At 48.4% G+C, this 18,746-nt stretch carries 17 protein-coding genes and 1 other annotated feature (1 of these 18 running past the window's edge); of the genes, 9 read left to right on the top strand and 8 right to left on the bottom strand.

The window, feature by feature from the left end:
• Window positions 1-151 (top strand) — a binding site (T-box leader); it begins 53 nt to the left of the window's first position.
• Between the two features lie 59 nt (window positions 152-210).
• Entirely contained in the window at window positions 211-1,857 is a 1,647-nt protein-coding gene (locus KNP93_RS05735) for an aromatic amino acid hydroxylase (RefSeq protein ID WP_214853863.1), read from the top strand.
• A gap of 79 nt (window positions 1,858-1,936) precedes the next feature.
• On the top strand, window positions 1,937-2,449 hold the full coding sequence (locus tag KNP93_RS05730) for a pyrophosphohydrolase domain-containing protein (RefSeq protein ID WP_131973115.1): 513 nt from the start codon (window positions 1,937-1,939) through the stop codon (window positions 2,447-2,449).
• 43 nt (window positions 2,450-2,492) lie between these two features.
• Here the strand turns inward: KNP93_RS05730 and KNP93_RS05725 are convergent, their stop codons facing one another.
• From KNP93_RS05725 to KNP93_RS05715, 3 genes are all read right to left on the bottom strand, one after another.
• Window positions 2,493-2,780, bottom strand: coding sequence for an MGMT family protein (locus tag KNP93_RS05725; RefSeq protein WP_131973114.1), 288 nt, complete (start codon window positions 2,778-2,780; stop codon window positions 2,493-2,495).
• Complete coding sequence (locus KNP93_RS05720; RefSeq protein WP_131502999.1) at window positions 2,777-3,748, bottom strand: cation diffusion facilitator family transporter; 972 nt, start codon at window positions 3,746-3,748, stop codon at window positions 2,777-2,779. Before KNP93_RS05720 ends, KNP93_RS05725 begins: the two co-directional genes overlap by 4 nt.
• A 126-nt stretch (window positions 3,749-3,874) precedes the next feature.
• Window positions 3,875-4,363: a pyridoxamine 5'-phosphate oxidase family protein gene (locus tag KNP93_RS05715; protein ID WP_131502998.1), complete on the bottom strand. Its 489-nt coding sequence runs from the start codon at window positions 4,361-4,363 to the stop codon at window positions 3,875-3,877.
• A gap of 162 nt (window positions 4,364-4,525) precedes the next feature.
• Between KNP93_RS05715 and KNP93_RS05710 the strand changes: the two genes are divergently transcribed.
• Window positions 4,526-5,539 (top strand): LLM class flavin-dependent oxidoreductase, encoded by a 1,014-nt coding sequence (locus tag KNP93_RS05710; RefSeq protein ID WP_214854264.1) that lies wholly within the window; start codon window positions 4,526-4,528, stop codon window positions 5,537-5,539.
• 28 nt (window positions 5,540-5,567) lie between these two features.
• Here the strand turns inward: KNP93_RS05710 and KNP93_RS05705 are convergent, their stop codons facing one another.
• Complete coding sequence (locus KNP93_RS05705; RefSeq protein ID WP_214853861.1) at window positions 5,568-6,842, bottom strand: MFS transporter; 1,275 nt, start codon at window positions 6,840-6,842, stop codon at window positions 5,568-5,570.
• 118 nt (window positions 6,843-6,960) lie between these two features.
• Here KNP93_RS05705 and KNP93_RS05700 point away from each other — a divergent pair, with 118 nt between their 5' ends.
• A complete protein-coding gene (locus tag KNP93_RS05700) occupies window positions 6,961-8,148 on the top strand; it encodes a helix-turn-helix domain-containing protein (RefSeq protein WP_214853859.1) in 1,188 nt (395 codons plus the stop codon).
• Between the two features lie 44 nt (window positions 8,149-8,192).
• Here KNP93_RS05700 and KNP93_RS05695 read toward each other — a convergent pair whose 3' ends face one another.
• Window positions 8,193-9,626, bottom strand: a complete 1,434-nt coding sequence (locus tag KNP93_RS05695; RefSeq protein WP_131973110.1) for a C40 family peptidase — start codon at window positions 9,624-9,626, stop codon at window positions 8,193-8,195.
• 215 nt (window positions 9,627-9,841) lie between these two features.
• On the opposite strand from KNP93_RS05695, the gene KNP93_RS05690 reads away from it, so the two are divergent.
• The gene (locus tag KNP93_RS05690; RefSeq protein ID WP_131973109.1) at window positions 9,842-11,554 is read left to right on the top strand and encodes an ABC transporter ATP-binding protein; all 1,713 of its coding nucleotides are present in this window, start codon (window positions 9,842-9,844) and stop codon (window positions 11,552-11,554) included.
• Between the two features lie 130 nt (window positions 11,555-11,684).
• Window positions 11,685-12,545, top strand: coding sequence for a DUF4003 family protein (locus tag KNP93_RS05685; RefSeq protein WP_214853858.1), 861 nt, complete (start codon window positions 11,685-11,687; stop codon window positions 12,543-12,545).
• Between the two features lie 61 nt (window positions 12,546-12,606).
• On the opposite strand, the gene KNP93_RS05680 is transcribed toward KNP93_RS05685, so the two are convergent.
• Window positions 12,607-13,854 (bottom strand): lysine N(6)-hydroxylase/L-ornithine N(5)-oxygenase family protein, encoded by a 1,248-nt coding sequence (locus KNP93_RS05680; RefSeq protein WP_131502991.1) that lies wholly within the window; start codon window positions 13,852-13,854, stop codon window positions 12,607-12,609.
• A gap of 78 nt (window positions 13,855-13,932) precedes the next feature.
• Window positions 13,933-15,063 (bottom strand): S1C family serine protease, encoded by a 1,131-nt coding sequence (locus tag KNP93_RS05675; RefSeq protein ID WP_214853856.1) that lies wholly within the window; start codon window positions 15,061-15,063, stop codon window positions 13,933-13,935.
• A gap of 211 nt (window positions 15,064-15,274) precedes the next feature.
• On the opposite strand from KNP93_RS05675, the gene KNP93_RS05670 reads away from it, so the two are divergent.
• Window positions 15,275-15,631, top strand: coding sequence for a DoxX family protein (locus tag KNP93_RS05670; RefSeq protein ID WP_188005314.1), 357 nt, complete (start codon window positions 15,275-15,277; stop codon window positions 15,629-15,631).
• A gap of 62 nt (window positions 15,632-15,693) precedes the next feature.
• On the opposite strand, the gene KNP93_RS05665 is transcribed toward KNP93_RS05670, so the two are convergent.
• Window positions 15,694-16,458, bottom strand: a complete 765-nt coding sequence (locus KNP93_RS05665) for an SGNH/GDSL hydrolase family protein (protein WP_131502988.1) — start codon at window positions 16,456-16,458, stop codon at window positions 15,694-15,696.
• Window positions 16,459-16,584: 126 nt separating this feature from the next.
• Here KNP93_RS05665 and KNP93_RS05660 point away from each other — a divergent pair, with 126 nt between their 5' ends.
• Together KNP93_RS05660 and KNP93_RS05655 are read left to right on the top strand one after the other, a co-directional pair.
• Complete coding sequence (locus KNP93_RS05660; RefSeq protein WP_131502987.1) at window positions 16,585-17,505, top strand: ABC transporter ATP-binding protein; 921 nt, start codon at window positions 16,585-16,587, stop codon at window positions 17,503-17,505.
• Entirely contained in the window at window positions 17,498-18,496 is a 999-nt protein-coding gene (locus KNP93_RS05655) for an ABC transporter permease (protein WP_131502986.1), read from the top strand. The genes KNP93_RS05660 and KNP93_RS05655 overlap by 8 nt, the downstream gene beginning before the upstream one ends.
• The last annotated feature ends 250 nt before the right edge of the window (window positions 18,497-18,746 follow it).

Below are 18,746 nucleotides of genomic sequence, written 5' to 3'. Positions count from 1 at the left end.
CGTGGCGCTGCGAACGTGTACACAGATTGAATCGAATTACAGTTTCCGAGTCTCTTGCCATGCAAGCGGAGAAAACCGTTATCCCGTAATGAAGCGATCTATGTCTACGTAGATTATCAGGGTGGTACCGCGGCCTTTTGTCGTCCCTGTCGAACATCTTTGTTCGGCAGGGACTTTTTGTTGTTCATCTACTTTCAAGGGGGAATTCATATGTCTACACCAATCATTCCAAGTCACTTACAACCACACGTTGCACCGCAACACTACGACGATTACACGCCGACGGATCACGCGGTCTGGCGTTACGTCATGCGACTGAATTTAAAGACGTTACAAGATACAGCCCATCCGGCATACCTCGAAGGACTCGCTGCATCCGGCATCAGTCCGGAACGGATTCCGGATGTCCGGGAGATGACGGCCAACTTGAGCCGGGGCGGCTGGGGAACGGTCGCCGTTGACGGTCTGATACCGGGCGTCGCATTCTTTGACTTCCAGGGACACGGCTTGTTACCGATCGCAACGGATATCCGCAAGATCGATAACATTCTCTACACACCGGCACCGGACATCTTGCACGAAGCAGCGGGACATGCACCAATCCTGATGAATCCGACGTACGCAGAATTCGTTCGCCGGTTCGGTGAGATCGGTGCCCATGCCTTTAACCATAAAGCGGAGCACGACGTCTTCAAAGCGTTAAAAAAATTGACGATTGTCAAAGAAAGCCCGTTTTCGACACCGGCTGACATCGAGCAGGCGGAAATCGCCCTTGCTGAAACCCGGACCCATGTGACGGGAATCTCGGAAGCGAATGAAATTTCACGTCTGTTCTGGTGGACGGTCGAATTCGGTCTGATTGGCGATATCGACAATCCACAAATCTACGGAGCTGGTCTCCTGTCATCGGTCGGCGAGAGCCGTCACTGTCTGACAGACGCGGTCGTCAAACATCCGTTTTCACTTGAAAAAGCACTGGCGACGAAACATGACGTCACGAGCATGCAAAAAGAACTGTTTGTCTGCGAATCATTCGAACAGCTCCGGGAAGCCCTGGAAGAGTTCGCGCAGACGATGTCATACGTCCGCGGTGGCATCCACGGATTAACGAAAGCCGTCGAGTCAGGCAACCTTTCGACGCTTGTCTTTGACAGCGGCGTCTCGCTCGTCGGTGTACCGGCAACACAGGAAATCCATGAAACCCTGCACATCGTCAAGCTGACCGGTCCGACGGCGCTGGCTGCGAAAGGTGAAGTCATGACAGGTCAAGGGCTGGCTGATCATCCAGAAGGATTTACACTCCTTCACGGACCGGAGCTGAACGAAGTCTTGCTCCAGGTCAAAGTCGGGGAAGAGCTGGACTGGACAGAAGGTGCAGTTCACGTCACAGGACAAATTTCAGCGATTCAAAACGTCAACGGTCACCGGGCACTCGTCGTCTTGGAAGACGCTCAATTAACGAACGACGGTCAAACGACGGCAATGGACCGGATGGAGTTAGTCGTCGGAGACATCACGTCGGCTTTCCCGGGAACAGAAGTCGAAGCGTTAAAACCGATTCCGGAGACAGTCGAATTCGAACGGATCGAACGTCCGTTGACAGCTGCTGATCCGATTTTTGAAGCCATTCGGGAAATGCGGGAAGGACGGGCCGATCGTCAACTGTTGCCGCAACTGATTGACCGGACGTTGACTCAATTACCGGATGCCTGGTTGTTGCGTCTTGAATTACTGGAACTGGCGGATGAAGTCGATCAGCCCCGGTTAATCGCGGATTTAGACCGTCTGAAGCAGACGTCGGCCGAACGGGACGAGCTGATCAGCCGCGGAATGCGCCTGCTGGATTTTGTCCGGTAATTCAGGCATCGAGAAATCTCCTGAAACCTGTTAGAATGGAAACCGTGTGAAAGTGATACGGAACAGGGGAGTGATCGATATGAAACAACCGAATTATTATCAGGACGTCAAACAATTTCATCAGACGTTCCGTCATCCGGGTGCTGAACAGCCGACAGCGATTCCGCTCGAACGGGGTGTCAAACGGGCGACCTGGACAGCGGAAGAAGCAGTCGTTGAGTTTCTCCACCAGTCGTCGCAAAACGAAACCGATTTTTTGGCAGCCATCGAGACGTTTAAGACAGGACTTGATCAGGCGGTTCAAAAATCATTGAAGGAAACCTACCCGACGACGGAAGTCGAACGGTTGGTCGGTCAAGGCGATGCGTTGACGGATGCCCTGTACTTCATCATGGGCAGTTTTGTTGAAGCAGGTCTTGAACCGGGTCCGTTGTTTGAAATCGTCCAACAGGCGAACATGGCGAAACTGGGTCCGGACGGTCAGCCGATTTTCCGGGAATCCGACCAAAAGGTCATGAAACCGGACGGCTGGTTGCCGCCGGAACCGCAGCTCGAGGCAGAAGTAGTACGCCAAATGAAGGAAAAAGCATAAAAAAAGGAAGTAAGCCGCATCGATGCGGTTTACTTCCTTTTTGTTAGACCTGATAACGGGATAATGATAGTTTCCCGGGATGCTCAAAGACGACGCCTTCCGCCTCGAGTGCCAGTTGCTGTTCGTCACCGTCGAGTGAAATCTCACCTTTCGCATTCAAGACGCGGTGCCAGGGCAACTGTTCCGTCCGGCTGAGGCTGTGAAGAATCCGGGCCACTTGTCGGGCAGCCCGCGGATTTCCGGCAAGGCGGGCGATTTGACCGTACGTCATGACGCGTCCTGCCGGAATTGAACGAATGACCTCAACGACTTCTTGTGTGAACGGAATCAAGGGGTTTCGTTGGTCGAGACGATGTATTGTTGAATCTTGTCATCTTCGTCAAATCCAATCGTGACATCAGTGATTCCTTGCTGAAGCCGGATTTGCAGTTCGAGCCGGTCTTTGATGTCATCGGCCTGGGCAATCGTCAACGCCGGATCGACTTCAATCTCGACTTCGACATGGAAATGATCGCCTTCCTTGATGACTTCGAGTTTGCTGATGTCCCGGACATCGGCATCTTGCATGATAAGCCCGCCGAGCCGTGCTGCCATCGTTTCGTCTGCTTCTCCGAGGGCGCCGGCTGCATTTTGTAAAAAGACGTTGCCGACGACATAAAACATCATCAGTCCGATGATGATCGAGGCAATGCCTTCCGCCTGATGAAACGGTGTCAGATGCGAGATGATGACGGCAATCATTGCGACAAGTCCGCCGGCCGTTGCGACTAAATCTTCGAGGAAGACAAGGCGTGTCGCCGGTTTTGCCTGCTTTAAGGCACGGAAACTGTCGAGAATCAATTTCGGACCTTTTGTCGTGATACGGGCATCATGTGCGATTTCCTGCATCGCTTTATAAAAGACACCACTTTCAAGGACGACACCGACGAATAAGACGGACAAGGTAATCCAGAAACCGGTTGATTCGGTTGGTTGGATGATGTGAGCAATTCCTTCATGAATCGTTTCGTAGGCCATGATGCCGACGAATAAAATCGCGCCGAGCAACACGAGGTTGACGAGACGGCCAAACCCGTTCGGGAACCGTTTCGTCGGTGCCTTTTTACTGAGGGCGGAACCGATGAAAACAAAAAATTGGTTGGCGGCGTCCCCAATCGTGTGCATCATTTCCGCAAACATCGCGACGTTGCCGGTTAAGACATAAGCGACGGCTTTGATGATGGCGATGACCGAGTTGACGATGCCGGCCGTCAGAGCAGAACGATTGCCCCGTTTTAATAATGTAATGAATTCTCCCATGATGCGTCTCCTTTAGCTAATAAACTTGATTACTAATAGTAGTATGTTACACCAGATGGTCCCGATAAAACCAATTCAAACAAAAAAAGACCAAATCGCCGAAAGACGATTTGGTCTAAAAGAGACTTATGTCAAATCTACTTTTTTGTTGATTTCGTTCGAGTCATCGTTGCCGACTGCTTTTTTCAACAGTTGCTTAACGGATTTTGTTGTGTTGCCGGTTTCCCAATATTCAGCGCCTTCCGTGTTGACCTTGATCAAGACGACTTTTGGATCTTCATATGTCGTTCCGAGATACGCTTCATAACGCGGGCTCCATAATTCTTTTTTACGGGCCACGTCTTCGACGAATTCTGCTTTCCCGCGAATCGAAACGTAAGATTTATCAACGTAGGCGACGTTGACGTTCGGATTTTTAAGAATTTCATTATATTTGCCTGTATCTTTTGATGTAAGGAACCAGAGATCGCCATCGAACTCGATATCCTGAGTTTGCATCGGACGTGAGACAAGACCTTCATCAGAGATCGTCGTCAGCATGGCTGTTTCGATTTTATCGATTAATTTTTTGACCGTTTCAACGGCTTCTTGATTTGATGTATGGTTCGTTGACATGAAAAACACCTCATCCTCTAAGTTTTAATTGCTGCTACTTTAAGAATGTTCCCTGAATTTCAAATTGAAAACGTCGCCATCGGGTAAACAGGCAGTTTAATTGCATTCGATTATCAGACAGGCGTACAGTTTAGACATGAAGTCAACACCAGAGGAGAGATTATATTGAAATTAAGTATTTTAGACCAATCACCGGTCTCAAAAGGACAGACCCCGTCAGAAGCTTTACATGAAACAGTTGAACTTGCGAAGATTGCCGATGAACTCGGATATACACGATTATGGGTATCGGAACACCACTTTGCCAAAACACTTGCCGGATCAAGCCCGGAAGTCTTAATCGCTTACATGGCAGCGGTCACGAAACAGATTCGTCTCGGTTCAGGGGGCGTCATGTTACCACATTACAGTCCGTACAAAGTCGCAGAGAACTTCCGTGTCCTCGAAGGACTGGCACCAAACCGGATTGATTTAGGACTAGGCCGGGCACCGGGCGGTATGCCGCTCGCAACCCGTGCACTCCAGGAAGGATCGTCCCCACGATTCGGCGGAGCAGACTACGGGGCACAACTGGATGATCTCGTCGATTATTTAAAAGACGGGGCCCCGGCTGATCACCGGTTTGCAGGACTCGTCGCAACACCGGAAATCGATACGACACCGGAAGCCTGGTTGCTCGGATCAAGCGGCGGCAGTGCCTTGAATGCGGCGCAGCGCGGATTCGGATTCGCCTTTGCCCACTTCATCAACGGACAGGGCGGTCAGGAAGTAATGGATTACTACCGTCATAACTTCATGGCGACGTCGTTCAACGAGACACCGCAAACGCTCGTCTCGATTTTCGTGACATGTGCGGAGACAACGGAAGAAGCGGAACGATTGGCTTCGAGTCTTGATTTGTCATTGCTCCTGCTTGAGAAAGGTATCTCGTCAACAGGCACACCGACTCCGGAAGAAGCAGCCGCTTACCAGTACTCGTTCCAAGACCAGTTCCGTATTGCCGAAAATCGGAAACGGATGATCGTCGGAAATCCGGAAGACGTCGCGCGTCAGTTACAGAATCTCGCCGATTCGTACGGAACAGATGAAGTGATGATTGCTTCGATGATTGCCGATAAAAAAGCGAAACAAGACTCACTCCGTCTGATCATGGACGCAGTCAAAGCAAAGGTTTAAACGAATAATGTGATCAAGGACGTTCATCTCAGTTCGCTGAGGTGGACGTTTTTTTTGTTTCAAGCGACGTGAGTTCTTCTGAGCGTTCTGCCCGAACATCATGCCGCAAATGAAAGAATCCGATACTGACGGTCACGAGTAAACCGAATGAACTGATCCCGAGTATCAGAGTGAGCGAGACGTGATCACTTAAGAAGCCGAATAACAACATACCGAGCGGAATGATCCCCATCGCGAGTGATTCCATGACACCCATGACACGACCTAAGTATGCAGGGTCTGTTTGACGTTGAACGAGCAGTTGAATCGGAATGTTTGAGCGGAGGATGATGAACCCTACCGTGAAGGAGAAAATGAGAAAATAACCAAATGTCCAGTTCGATGGAACGATGTCGAGTAACGGCAACAGAGGTGAAAGAAACAGCATACCGACTAAAGCGATTGACTGAAATAAAGTCATCAACGGACGTTTGATCGTAAAGCGAGGCAGAGCAAGCATCAGTGAACTAAGTAAGAGACCAGCACCTAAAGCGGCTTCAATTGTTCCGAACTGGAAGGGTGTAAATTTGAGATGATCGAGTAAAATGATCGGATAGATGACTTCCAAGGCGATGAAAAAGAAATTCAAAACAAGGGCCATTAAGATGAGCGTCGTCAGGACACGTTGTTTGAACAAATAACGGTAGCCTGATTGAAAGTCTGTCCAGAGTGAAGGCGAACTTTCTTCACGGGCAAAAGGGATGACCCGGAACGTCAGCCGCATGTTCCAAAGTGCGGCGAAGGAAAACAAGCTTAACGGTAAGAGGGTGAAGAGATGAATCGGTGCAAAGGCTAACAGGAAACCGGCAAGCATCGGAGCAACAATTGATGAAAGGGAACTGATACTTGAAATGAGGGAATTACCACGCTGTAATTCCGCATCATCAAGCAATCGTGTCAACGAACTCATTAAGGTGACGGAAAGGAAAGTTGAAAGAGCAGTCAAAAGGGCGCTGACGATCATGTAATGCATCGTGTGGACAGGGAAAAAGGTCGCGTAACCTGCAAATATGGCAAGTATGAAGGCACTTGATACCTCGGTCGTGACGATGATTTTTTTCCGGTTCCAGCGATCAGACAGAACGCCGGCAACGGGAGATAACAGAATCCGCGGCAGTGTCCCTGCGAGTAAGACAAGTGCGAATTGAAGCCCGGATGACGTTTCCCCTAAAACAGTCAGACCGGCGACGAACGTAAACAGACTGGCGGCGAACAATGAACAAAACTTACCGAATAATAACCTTTGTAAATTTTTAGACGTCATAATTCCTCCTTTTTGTTCAATTAAATTGAACTTTCCTTTATACTAGAGGAATAGGGAAAGATTGTAAATGTAAAAGTTAAATTTAATTTAACTTATTTAATATATTGAGGTGACAACGATGCTGGGAAAACGCATTAAAAGTTTACGGAAAGCAAAAAAAATGACGCAGTCTGATGTCGCAGACGGCATCATGACGAAGTCGATGCTCAGTATGATCGAGAACGGAAAGGCGACACCGTCCTTACCGGCCTTACAGTCGATTGCCAATCGTCTGCATGTCTCAATCGACGAGTTATTGATTGATCCGCGCGCCGTTGAAATGAAGCAAGTGATTGAAAAAATCAATTCGACCGCAAGCGGTTATTATGCAGAGGGACAGATTGCGATGATGCTCGCACCGTATTTGGAGCCCGCCATCAATTCTTACTGGCAAGGACAAATATATTACGAGTATGGAAGTGCTTTACGTTTTTCCGATAAGGAAAAAGGCTTACATTACTTCGATCTGGCAGAAGACGTATTTAAACAGCTCGGATTGCGGGATGAACAGATTAAAGTACAGATTTCAAAAGTCTATTTTTTATTTTTCCTGCGCCGTTATGAAGAAGCGTACCGAAAGATTGACGGGATGATGATTTTTCAGGATGTCCCGCTCGCGCACGAAACGTTTTTGGACTATCAAATGTTACAGGCGATTCGTGTCAGTGTGATTAACGATAACTGGAGTCAGTCAATCGTTTTCTTACGGGAAGGGATCAGCTATATGCGGGAAAAGGGCGTCTACAGTGATGTCAGGAACTACCACCGGCTCCTCGCCTTATTTTTAAGCTTAGAAGAGGACTATGAAGCAGCAGAATTTGAACTCGAAAAATTGCGGCACTTCTTTTTATTTACGGAAGCGACAGCGTTTGATCAAATCCTTGTCGACCTGACAAAAGGATCCATCGCGGTCCACCGGAAGGATTACGCCGGAATTCGTGAGGCACGGGAACGGCTGATCGAAGTCAAGATTGAAGCCTGCCTTCATTACATCGGGTATTTCGAAGTCTACCTTTGTTTGTGGAATGATTCAAAAGAGGAACTCACATTTGACCTGCAAAGCGCCGTTTCTAAAATTTGGAGGAATGCACACTTATGGCGGGCTGGTGGTGAGTACGATCATGCGATGATGTTATATGCGCTCGCGTTTGCCATGCGGGCCGGAGTTGGACTGGACCGTCAAGCAGAAGTAGAAGAATTGACAACACAACTGTCACCCGGTCATTTCAAACAAAAAATTGAACAAACCTTGACAGCATTAACGTAAGAAAAAAGGACCAACCGGGTATCATCCCGATTGGTCCTGTTGGATTAAAGTGCTTTAAAACCAAGTAACTTTTGTGTCCAGTATTTTTCAGACAGGCGACTGATCCCGAGTGACGGTGTATTGGCATGAATGAACTGATCGTTGTTCAACATGATGCCAATGTGAGTCGGACCGGCTGCATACGTATTTTCGAAGAAAATGATATCGCCGCGGACCGGTTGGCGTAATTTCGATAACTTTTGACCAAGGTAGCCGTCGTTGTTCCAGTAACCGTTGACATTGGTTCGGGCCACTTTGTAGCCGGCCGTATTCAACGCATAGTTGATGAAACCGGAGCAATCAAAACCACCGTTAACGGGACTGCTTGAACCCCAAACGTACGGAGTACCGAGATATTGTTGTCCGATGGAGATGGCTTTTTCCATGATGCCGGACGCTGGAATTGTCGTCGTTGGCGGCGTGACCGGTGGTGTCACAGGAGCCGTGACGGATCCTGTCGTAATGTAAGTTTTGGCGACGTAGTAATACGCAGTGCCGATTTTAATCTGGTACCAGCCGGCAGATGCTCCCGTCGTTTCACCGGAGACTTGAACAGTTGATCCGTGTGCGAGTTGCGTAAAGACCGTCGAAGTTGTACTTGGAGCCGTCCGGACATTTAAGCCGGTCGGCGCATCCACTTTATACGTCTTCGATTGATCGACCGGTGTGACCGAGACACCCGGTGTAGGCGGTGGTGTCTCCTTGGCCGTCGCTGAAACATAACTCGAAGCGACATACAGATCTTTTCCATCGAGCTGGATTTGATACCATTTATCAAGCGATCCAGTTACTTTTAAAACGGTTTTATGTGCTAACGTCTTGTAAATTTTAGCGGTCGTTGACGCTGACAGACGGGCATTTAACCCTTCTTTTGCATTGACTTCATATTGTTTGGACGAATCGACTGCTTTGACGGCAGTGGAAACAGGCGGTGTCACCGGCTTCGTGACCGGAGGTTTTGATCCTGTCGTCACTGTCGATGTTTTAGCTGTGACGAGTGTCGTATGGACATAAGCGGACTTATTTTTGTAATTGATTTCGTACCATTCACCGGTTTTCTTTTTAACGGAAAGACTGACATTCTTCGCAAGTTTACCAAGCGATTTCGAAGTGGTCGTTGCTTTCTCGCGCACGTTGACGGATGAGGTGTTCGTTATGTAGGTCGTGGTTGTCGGTGCTTTTGCTGGAATGGTTTTGACGTAAGCGGCAGTGATAAAGGCTTTTTTGGATTGATGACGAATCTCGTACCAGGAACCGGTCTTCTTGACTGCGGTGACCGTCGTTCCTTTTTTGAGAGTCGTAATGACAGGAGCGGAAGTAGTGGCAGCAGTCCGGATATTGACGTTGTCTGTCAAGATGAGTGTCGTTGATGCGGCTTCGACGCCAGTGGCTGAACTGATCAGCGCAAGTGTCGTCAAAGTGAGAAAAGTCTTTTTCACGTAGTGTGGCTCCCTTCCAAATGATGAATCTAGTTCGATCATGGATCGAATCGTTGTTACCATTTTGTCATAAGAAGCCGGGAATTCACCTGATTTTAAAATATATTTTTTGAGAAAGAAATTCGATTCGTTTTCAAAAAAAGAACGACGGTTTGTAAACGAGAATTATTTTCAGTAATCCTGTACACTAAAGGTAATTTGAAAGGAGGACTCGCATGTTAAAACGGTTTTATCAGTATTACATACCGCACAAACGGTTGTTTTGGCTTGATTTTTCGTCCGCCTTATTCGTCGGCCTGCTCGAGTTGGCTTTTCCGCTTGCTGTCAAATGGTTCATCGACTCATTGCTACCAGATGGAGAGTTGAACTGGATTATTTTAGTTAGTGTCGGATTGCTCGGCTTGTATGTCATCAGTACGCTGATGCAGTTCGTCGTCAACTACTTCGGGCATAAGCTCGGCATCAACATCGAGACGGATATGCGGCGGCAATTGTTTGGTCACGTCCAAAAGCAATCATTCCGTTTTTTTGACAACACCAAAACGGGGCATATCATGAGCCGGATTACGAACGATTTGTTTGATATCGGTGAACTGGCTCACCATGGTCCGGAAGATGCTTTCATTGCCGTCATGACACTGCTCGGTGCCTTTTCGATCATGATGACGATCAATGTGCCTCTCGCACTCGTCACGATCATTGCCGTACCGTTCCTAATCTGGCTGATCAGTTATGCCAATGTCCGGATGAACCGGTCATGGGACCGGATGTACGGTAACATTGCCGAAGTCAATTCGCGGGTTGAGGACAGTGTGTCCGGAATCCGTGTCGTTCAATCGTTTACGAATGAAGCCCATGAGGTCGCACGGTTCGAAAAAGATAATGCGACGTTCCGGCAATCAAAGATCAATGCCTATAAAGTGATGAGTACAAGTTTATCCGGCATTTATCTGACGACACGTCTGATGACGCTTGCTGTCCTCGTCGTCGGTGCCTATCTCAGCTATACAGAGAAACTCACTTACGGGGAACTCGTTGGATTCATTCTTTATATGAATATCCTGCTGAAACCGATTGATAAAATTACGGCACTTTTGGAACTTTATCCGAAAGGGATGGCCGGCTTCAAACGTTTTCTCGAGATGATTGATCATGACGAAGAACTGAAGGATGCACCGGATGCCATTCATGTGTCGGCATTACGCGGGGCGATTCGGTTTGATGACGTCAGCTTCGGTTATGAAGCCGAACGGTTGATTTTAAAAGACATCAGCCTGTCCATCGAACCGGGACAGACGATTGCCTTCGTCGGGACGTCGGGTGCGGGGAAAACAACGATCTGTTCGTTAATTCCGCGGTTTTATGATGTCACGGACGGTGCGATTACGATTGACGGAATCGACATCCGCCAGATGACGAAGTCGTCGTTGCGGCAACAAATCGGAATCGTTCAACAGGATGTCTTCCTGTTTTCGGGGACGATTGCTGACAATATCGCCTACGGGGATTTGACGGCAAGCCGGACGGACATCATCCAGGCGGCAGAACGGGCGCATCTTGGACAGATGATTGCCGATTTACCGGATGGATACGATACCGAGATTGGTGAGCGGGGGTTGAAGCTGTCCGGCGGGCAAAAACAACGGCTGGCGATTGCACGGATGTTCTTGAAAAATCCGCCAATCCTGATTCTTGATGAGGCGACGTCAGCTCTTGATACCGAGACGGAAGCCATTATCCAGGAGTCACTTGCTGAATTATCTAAAAATCGGACGACGCTGATCATCGCGCACCGCCTGGCGACGATTCGTCAAGCAGACCGCATCCTGGTCGTGACGAAAGATGGAATCGTCGAAGACGGGACACATGAAGAATTGGTCGAAAACGGAGGATATTTCTCACGACTCCTTGACCGGCAACGCGTCTGAAAAACCGGAAGTCAACTCATCATCAGGATGATCATGGCTTCCGGTTTTGTCATCTTTTTAATTAGCGTGGAAGAAAGGCGGAATGATTTCACAAGAACCGGGAACATATAAGGGAAGGGAGGATGGGAAGATGTATGGTTTGTTTTGCGAAAACTATGATGAGACCTATTCGACGTTACACGGGGAATCTTCACATGATTTCCACCGTTTTTTTGCCTTATCTTATACGATTCATGATACAGTCTTTGACAAAACCGCGTTTGATCGGATGATGCAGATCGTCAAACAAAAGACGACCCGGTTTTCAGCCTTACGCAGCCGGTATACGCCGCTCTTGATCTCACATATCCAGTTAAACAGTCCTGAACCGGAGCGATTGCTCGAACGGGTCATCGAGGCGGAGCGACACATCAAACGACGCTTCATTAAAGAAAAGGCAGTCCGACCGTTCTTTGCACTTGGTGAAGTCTTAAACCGTGAGCAGGGAATCGACGCCTTTCCGATCGTGGAACAACTGCGACAGACACGTCCCGTCCTCAATCTGGCAAAACAATATGTGGTGACTTCGACGCTGATGGAGACAGGGCAATTACCTGACTCTTTCGTTGAAACCGTCGAACAGGCCGAAAAATGGCTGGAACGATGGATGAACCCTTCAAGCGAACGTTTGATAACAGCTCAGATTTTAGCTGCATCCAACGCAATTGACAGTCAAAAAAAACGGATTCAGGTCTGGTGCGAAATGATGGAAGAACGGGAGCTCCGGATTTGGGATCGGATTTTTCCGTTACTGGCGTTACTTGAGACGACCGAACGGGTTGATATGATTTATGTGACGCGTGTCGTCGACCGGGAGCGGTCCCGCAATCGCTTTTCAGATGAGGTCAACTGGTTGATTGCGTTTCATCTGTTGCTCGCGAAAAGCGGCAAAAGTCGTCTGCAATCGGCCTTACTGATTTTAGCGACGCTGGAACTGACGAAAAAACCATGAAAACAACAGCCCAAAAGGATCCTCGGAAAATCAACCGAGGATCCTTTGGTGTGTCTGCTGATTAATCAAACGTCGTGAAGGTGGCATGTTGTTCCACCGGATACAATTCTTTGCCGGCGACATCATTTAAGATGAGTTGATTGCGCGAAACGGACATGCCGAGGTTATCGGCTGCCGGACCGTGTGACAGTTCGAGGTTCGTTGTCGCATACAAGTGATGATTCGCCGAAACGCTTCGGCTGATCCGGTAGTTGGCATCGACCTTCCACGCTTGTTCCCCTTCAAACTCGATCTCGAGTCGGTTGATGAAGCGGGGGAGAGACGGGACGAAGCCGGTCGCAGCGACGACGGCACCGGTTGTTGAAGTCCGTTGGTCATTCAGTTCGGTATGCCGCATCGTGATGGTAAAGTCGTTCTCGTACGAAATCTGATCGACTTCCAAATTGGCACGGATCTTTACGCGATTCTGTTCTTCATTTGATAGATCATACAAATGTTCATAGATAGCTTGCAACGTTTCCGGGCTAATCCCGTTTTGCGACCGAGCGAATTTTGTGACGGCTTCTTGTCTGACAGCTAACGGCAGACTGTTGAAATAACGGACGTAACTCGGAGAGAAGATTTCTTCACCCAGTTTACCGGTTTCGAGCGTTTCAAAAATCGTCGAGCGGGAAATCCATTCGAGTTCGAATGTCTCTTTCCGGTCACTCGTTAACAGATCAAGGAAGATTTCGGCGGCACTTTGACCGGAACCGACGATACTTACTTTATCCTGTTGCAGGATGGTCTCTTTTTCCATGACGTATTGGGTGTTATGAATGACACCTTTATCGAAGCTCTCCGGAATCGACGGTTTTGAACCGGTTCCAAGCACGACGTTGCGTGTTTCATAAGTCGTCCGTTTCCCGGTGGCGACTTCTTCCACCAATACTTCGTAACTGTCCCCTGTATCCTGGATGTCGATGACACGGGTCGAAAAATGTAAATCATCGAGCTGCGTTGAAACCCATTTCAAGTACGCATTATATTCTTGTCGGGAAATAAGTAGTTTTTCATAAAAATAAAACGTATGCAACCGGTTGATGGATCGTAAGTAGTTGAGATACGTAAAAGGACTGGTCGGATCAGCCAGTGTGACGAGATCGGAAATGAAGCTCGTCTGCATCATTGAATCCTTAATCATCATCCCGGGATGCCAGGAAAATTGTTCGCTTTCATCAAAAAATAATGTCCGTAAAGGTGTCGGATGAGCCAGGGCACTTAAGCCTAAATTCATCGGTCCGATACCTACGCCAATCAAATCATACATAAAAAAAGCCTCCCAATCGATATTGTTATAAAACAATACCCGATATGGGAGGGTGTTGAAACGTATCTTGTCAGTTCTTTACAGTTGATCCGTCATTGTCGTTTGCGTCGACACTGTCATTTGTTTGCCGTCACGGATGATGGTCAAGGTGACGTTACCGTCAGATTTGATGAGTGCCGTCTTGATATCAACAAAACTTTTAATCTCTTCCTTGTTGATTTTCGTGATGACGTCTCCGGTTTTTAATTTAGCGGAAGCAGCAGGGCTGTTCGGTTCAACCGACATGACGACGACACCTGTTTTTTGGGACTCCGGTAATTTAACTTGATCAAGCAGATAGCCGGCCGGGAAAGCCGAGACGTCCTGCAGGGACACACCCAGCGTCGGGTGTTTCACTTCACCGTTTGTTTCGAGCTGTTTCAAAATCGGCAGAGCGTCATCAATCGGGATGCTGAAACCGACTCCTTCGACACCGGTCTCGGCAATCTTCATCGAGTTGATTCCGACCAGTTGCCCTTGTTCATTGATCAGGGCACCACCGGAGTTCCCCGGATTGATAGCGGCGTCGGTCTGGATGACCGTCGTATTGAAATCATCCTGTCCATCCTTGTTCGTATCGACGGGAACGGTCCGGTCGTTTGAGCTCACGATTCCGCGGGTGACGGAGTTTTGGAACTCACCGAGCGGATTCCCGATCGCAAGGACGGTTTGACCGGCTTTTAAGTCAGCCGATTTTCCGAGGGGGATGACGGACGGGACGTCACTGGCGTTGACTTCCAACACGGCTAAATCATATGTTTCGTCACTACCCAATAATTTGGCACTGAGTGTTTTTCCGTTGTTTAACGTGACTTCGAGTTTGGACGCACCGTCGACGACATGGTGATTCGTAATGATGTAGGCTTTGCCGTCTGCTTTTTTATAGATGACACCTGAGCCGGAACCTGCGGCTGCTTTTTCCTGACTCATCGCATTACCCGCCTGATAGTTCGTGACCGTAACGACGGCTTTTTGCGCTGTCGCTACAGCGTTCGTCACCGGATCGCTTGTTGTCGTCGAAACTTGTTTTGGCATGCCGTTTGAGAGTGGTGTATCGGCGACTTGCTGTTCTTGGTCCATTAAAATCGGAAAGGCGACCGTCGCGGTAAGTACAGCACCGATGATGCCTCCGGTAAGTCCTGGTAAGAGTTGTCTTGTTTTTCCTGCCATCGAAATCCATCCCTTCATGTGGTGTCTTTTCTAAGATTAATGTATCAGATTTCACCGAACGGAATGAAATTACGGTGGTTTTTCCAAAATGCCTCATCATTCCCCATAATTCGACAACAATCTCAAACAGTTGAGTCGAGCCGGTCAGTTCGGTACACTGAGTGTGTTTCGTACTTAAGCAACCGACTTAGTCGCAAAGGGAGAGATTCAGATGAAGTATGTACTGCGTATTTTATATGGTGCCGGTTTATTGTTCGCCGGAATCGGTCATTTCCGGAATGAAAAGGGATTTGTTAAGATTATGCCCGCTTTCATCCCGTTCAAACGTTTTTTCGTCCAGGTGACGGGGGTCATCGAAATTCTGTACGGTTTGATGTTGCTGTCCGGACGTGGCGTTGATCTCGTCCGGAAGACGTTACCGGCGTTTTTATATGCCGTTTTACCGGCAAATATCAACATGGCGGTCAATCCGAAACCGATTAACGGGAAAACATTGCCGGCTTGGGGATTATGGGGCCGTTTGCCGTTACAGTGGGTCTTGATTGCTTTTGCTAAACGCTTAAAATGAAGAGACAAAAGGGTTACCGGGAGCAGTTGAATCGCACCGGGTAACCCTTTTTTGTTGTTCCATTAAAACCGTTTTTCGACGGCGAGGATGGCTGCATTCGCAATGTCTTCGTATGTCGAGTCGTTCGGGTGGAACTGGTCGCTTGAAAGATCACGTTTGACGTCACGGACGAGGTTAAACGTATCGATGATTTCGATATCATGTTTTAGACCAAGTGTCCGGGATTTAGCGTTCCACTCTTGAACGATTGCGTCAAATGCTTCTCCGTTTTCGCTGGCGCGGAACGGATTATAGAGTCCGACATAGAAAATGACGGCATCCGGATTTTCTTCACGTAAAATGCGGAACGTTTTTGCCAGATTGTCTTGAGCCTTTTCAATCGTGGCGGCCGTTTTTTTTGCATTAAAGTTTGCGACACCTTCGCCACGGTTAAACAAATCGTTTCCGCCAATCGTCACGGAAATGACTTTTGCTTGGGACAACGTACGACGGACTTCTTTTTGTTCCAATTGTTTTAAGAGATTTTCCGTCCGTGCACCGCTGACGGCAAGATTTTGGAAACGTTCGACGCGGTCGTTTTTGACAAGGTCGCGACCAACGATGGCTGCATAACTGTTTCCGTTTGAGGCACCGACACCACGCGTCAATGAATCACCGAGCGCGACATACGTCCCGCCTTTTTTGACGGGTTCTTCCTTTGTCGGCGTCAAGACGGCCCGTTTCGGTGGATTGACGACATCGTTATAGGCACTGGCGAAACCGTACCCGAAGACTGCCGTTAAAATTAGAGAAACTACTAAAAAAAGTGGCCAAAGATATCGTTTCATGAACCGTTCCTCCTTTTGCTGTTACTATGATTGTAGCAAACCTTTTTGGAATGTGCGGTTTTGAAGTGTTCCGATAAGGTAAATCATTCATTATTCCGCTAGAATGGATACTAAGAGGTGAGAGACGTGAAACCAACTGTAAAATTAGAATCAGTCACAAAAGTCATTGGAAAAAAGACAATCATCGACAATATTTCATTTGAAATCTTCCCCGGTGAAGTATTCGGATTCCTCGGCCCGAACGGTGCCGGGAAAACGACGACGATCCGGATGCTTGTCGGGTTAATTAAACCGACATCCGGTAAAATCACGGTCTGCGACTTTGATGTCCGGAAACAGTTTGTCCAAGCGATGCAACGAATTGGCTCGATCGTTGAAAATCCCGAGCTGTATAAATATTTGACGGGACGTGAAAATTTACAAGTGTTTTCACGGATGTTGCCAGGTGTTGACGATGCCCGGATTCAAGAAGTCATTGATCTGGTCGATTTGACAGCACGGGTCGATGATCAAGTCCGGACGTATTCGCTCGGGATGCGTCAGCGTCTCGGGATTGCCCAAGCCCTGCTCGGACGTCCCGATGTCCTGATTCTCGATGAACCGACGAATGGGCTGGATCCGATGGGAATTCGTGATTTACGACAATTCATCCGGAAGCTGGTTGATGAGACCGGTTTATCCGTGCTCGTCTCGAGTCATATCCTGGCGGAGATCGAAATGCTGGCGGATCGTGTCGCCATCATGAGTTACGGAAAAATCGTCCAGGTCGGAACGGTCAAGGAACTGGTCGAGTCGCTCGCACCTGGTGTCGACTGGCGTGTCGACGATGCGTTCAAAGCAAACGAAATCCTGTCGGCGTCGCCTGACGTCCAGGTCTCGGAAATCGTCGATGCCAATACGGTCCATACATTGATGGATGCCAGCAAGACACCATCCTTAAATAAACAGCTGTTCGAAGCGGGTGTCGAAGTGTGGACGATCGAACGTAAAGTCCAGACACTCGAAGATCTCTTCATCACACTGACAGGAGGAGATCATATTGCGTAATCCGAACATGCTCGGCTTGATTCAAAACGAAGTCATGAAGATTGCTTCGAAAAAACGTTTTGCCGTCGTTGCGATCATCCTGGTCGTCCTCGTTTCAATGTTTACGTATGCCCAGTACCGTGATATTCAGGAGCAAATCAAGAAACAGGGCACACTCGACTGGCGGGTCGAACTGCAACAGGATATCGTCGACACACAAAACCGTTTGGCATCAAGCAGTATTCAAGACGAATTCCGACAATTTTTGGAGTTTGATTTAAAACAAAACCAGTATTATCTCGATAATGATATCAATCCGAACTATCCGGGGGCACCGACCTTCATCCGGATTTTCTTCTCGCAAGGATTGACGTTGATTCTGCCGCTGTTCATCATCGTCATCATGGCCGATATCGTCAGCGGGGAGCAAAATGACGGAACGATTAAGACGTTGCTGTCCCGTCCCGTAAGGCGCTGGAAAATCTTAATGGCGAAATGGCTGACGACGTTGCTGTATACGTCGATGCTGATGGCGTTGACTGCCGCCGTCTGTTATGCGATTTCCGGTATCGTCCTCGGATATGACGGATGGACCGCACCGATTCTGACCGGGTTCCAAGCGTCACCGAGCGGAACGTTCTCGACCGAATTCGTGCATACGATTCCGATGTGGGAGTATCTGTTGATGGCGATTGGCCTTGCCTGGATTGTGACCGCAGTCGTTGCGACGATTGCCTTGATGGTGTCCGTATTGGTCAAAAACACGGCAACCGGGATCGGCATCATGATGGCTGTCCTGATTTCCGGTACCTTGTTGACGACACTCGGTTCTAGTTGGACGAGTTCGAAATATCTCGTTAACGTCAACTTCGGATTAATCAACTACCTGGATGGACAAGCACCACCAATCGAAGGGATGACGTTACCGTTCTCGCTCGCCGTTCTCCTCTGCTGGACAATTGGAGCATTGGTCGTCGCGTTTTGGAACTTTACGCAAAAAGATATGTACTGATTTTAACCTGAATGAAAAAAAGTCCCTTCTCCGTAATGGAAAAGGGACTTTTTGCAGATGTCGGGCATCTGCGTGGAATCAAGAGGGGAATCCCTCTTAAAAGAAGCCGATGCAGGTCAGCTTCTGCGCTACGTAACAATCGTACTTTTATCATAGCGATTCCAGTAATTGGTGTCAAACCTGCTTGAAAGGGTTTACGAAATCCCGGATTTGTCAAAAGGTATCTAAAGACAACGAGGAGGTGCCCGAC

It is taken from the genome of Exiguobacterium sp. s166 (assembly GCF_018618855.1).
Lineage (GTDB): Bacteria > Bacillota > Bacilli > Exiguobacteriales > Exiguobacteriaceae > Exiguobacterium_A.
Note: the sequence above shows the minus strand (reverse complement) of the source record. Positions and strands in the feature narration are given on the sequence as shown.

What these genes read in the sequence shown, in the direction of transcription:
- KNP93_RS05705 (WP_214853861.1), bottom strand. Translation starts at nt 6,842, where the DNA reads ATGACGTCTAAAAATTTACAAAGGTTATTATTCGGTAAGTTTTGTTCA.
- KNP93_RS05715 (WP_131502998.1), bottom strand. Translation starts at nt 4,363, where the DNA reads ATGTCAACGAACCATACATCAAATCAAGAAGCCGTTGAAACGGTCAAA.
- KNP93_RS05670 (WP_188005314.1), top strand. Translation starts at nt 15,275, where the DNA reads ATGAAGTATGTACTGCGTATTTTATATGGTGCCGGTTTATTGTTCGCC.
- KNP93_RS05680 (WP_131502991.1), bottom strand. Translation starts at nt 13,854, where the DNA reads ATGTATGATTTGATTGGCGTAGGTATCGGACCGATGAATTTAGGCTTA.
- KNP93_RS05700 (WP_214853859.1), top strand. Translation starts at nt 6,961, where the DNA reads ATGCTGGGAAAACGCATTAAAAGTTTACGGAAAGCAAAAAAAATGACG.
- KNP93_RS05730 (WP_131973115.1), top strand. Translation starts at nt 1,937, where the DNA reads ATGAAACAACCGAATTATTATCAGGACGTCAAACAATTTCATCAGACG.
- KNP93_RS05675 (WP_214853856.1), bottom strand. Translation starts at nt 15,063, where the DNA reads ATGGCAGGAAAAACAAGACAACTCTTACCAGGACTTACCGGAGGCATC.
- KNP93_RS05735 (WP_214853863.1), top strand. Translation starts at nt 211, where the DNA reads ATGTCTACACCAATCATTCCAAGTCACTTACAACCACACGTTGCACCG.
- KNP93_RS05720 (WP_131502999.1), bottom strand. Translation starts at nt 3,748, where the DNA reads ATGGGAGAATTCATTACATTATTAAAACGGGGCAATCGTTCTGCTCTG.
- KNP93_RS05665 (WP_131502988.1), bottom strand. Translation starts at nt 16,458, where the DNA reads ATGAAACGATATCTTTGGCCACTTTTTTTAGTAGTTTCTCTAATTTTA.
- KNP93_RS05690 (WP_131973109.1), top strand. Translation starts at nt 9,842, where the DNA reads ATGTTAAAACGGTTTTATCAGTATTACATACCGCACAAACGGTTGTTT.
- KNP93_RS05685 (WP_214853858.1), top strand. Translation starts at nt 11,685, where the DNA reads ATGTATGGTTTGTTTTGCGAAAACTATGATGAGACCTATTCGACGTTA.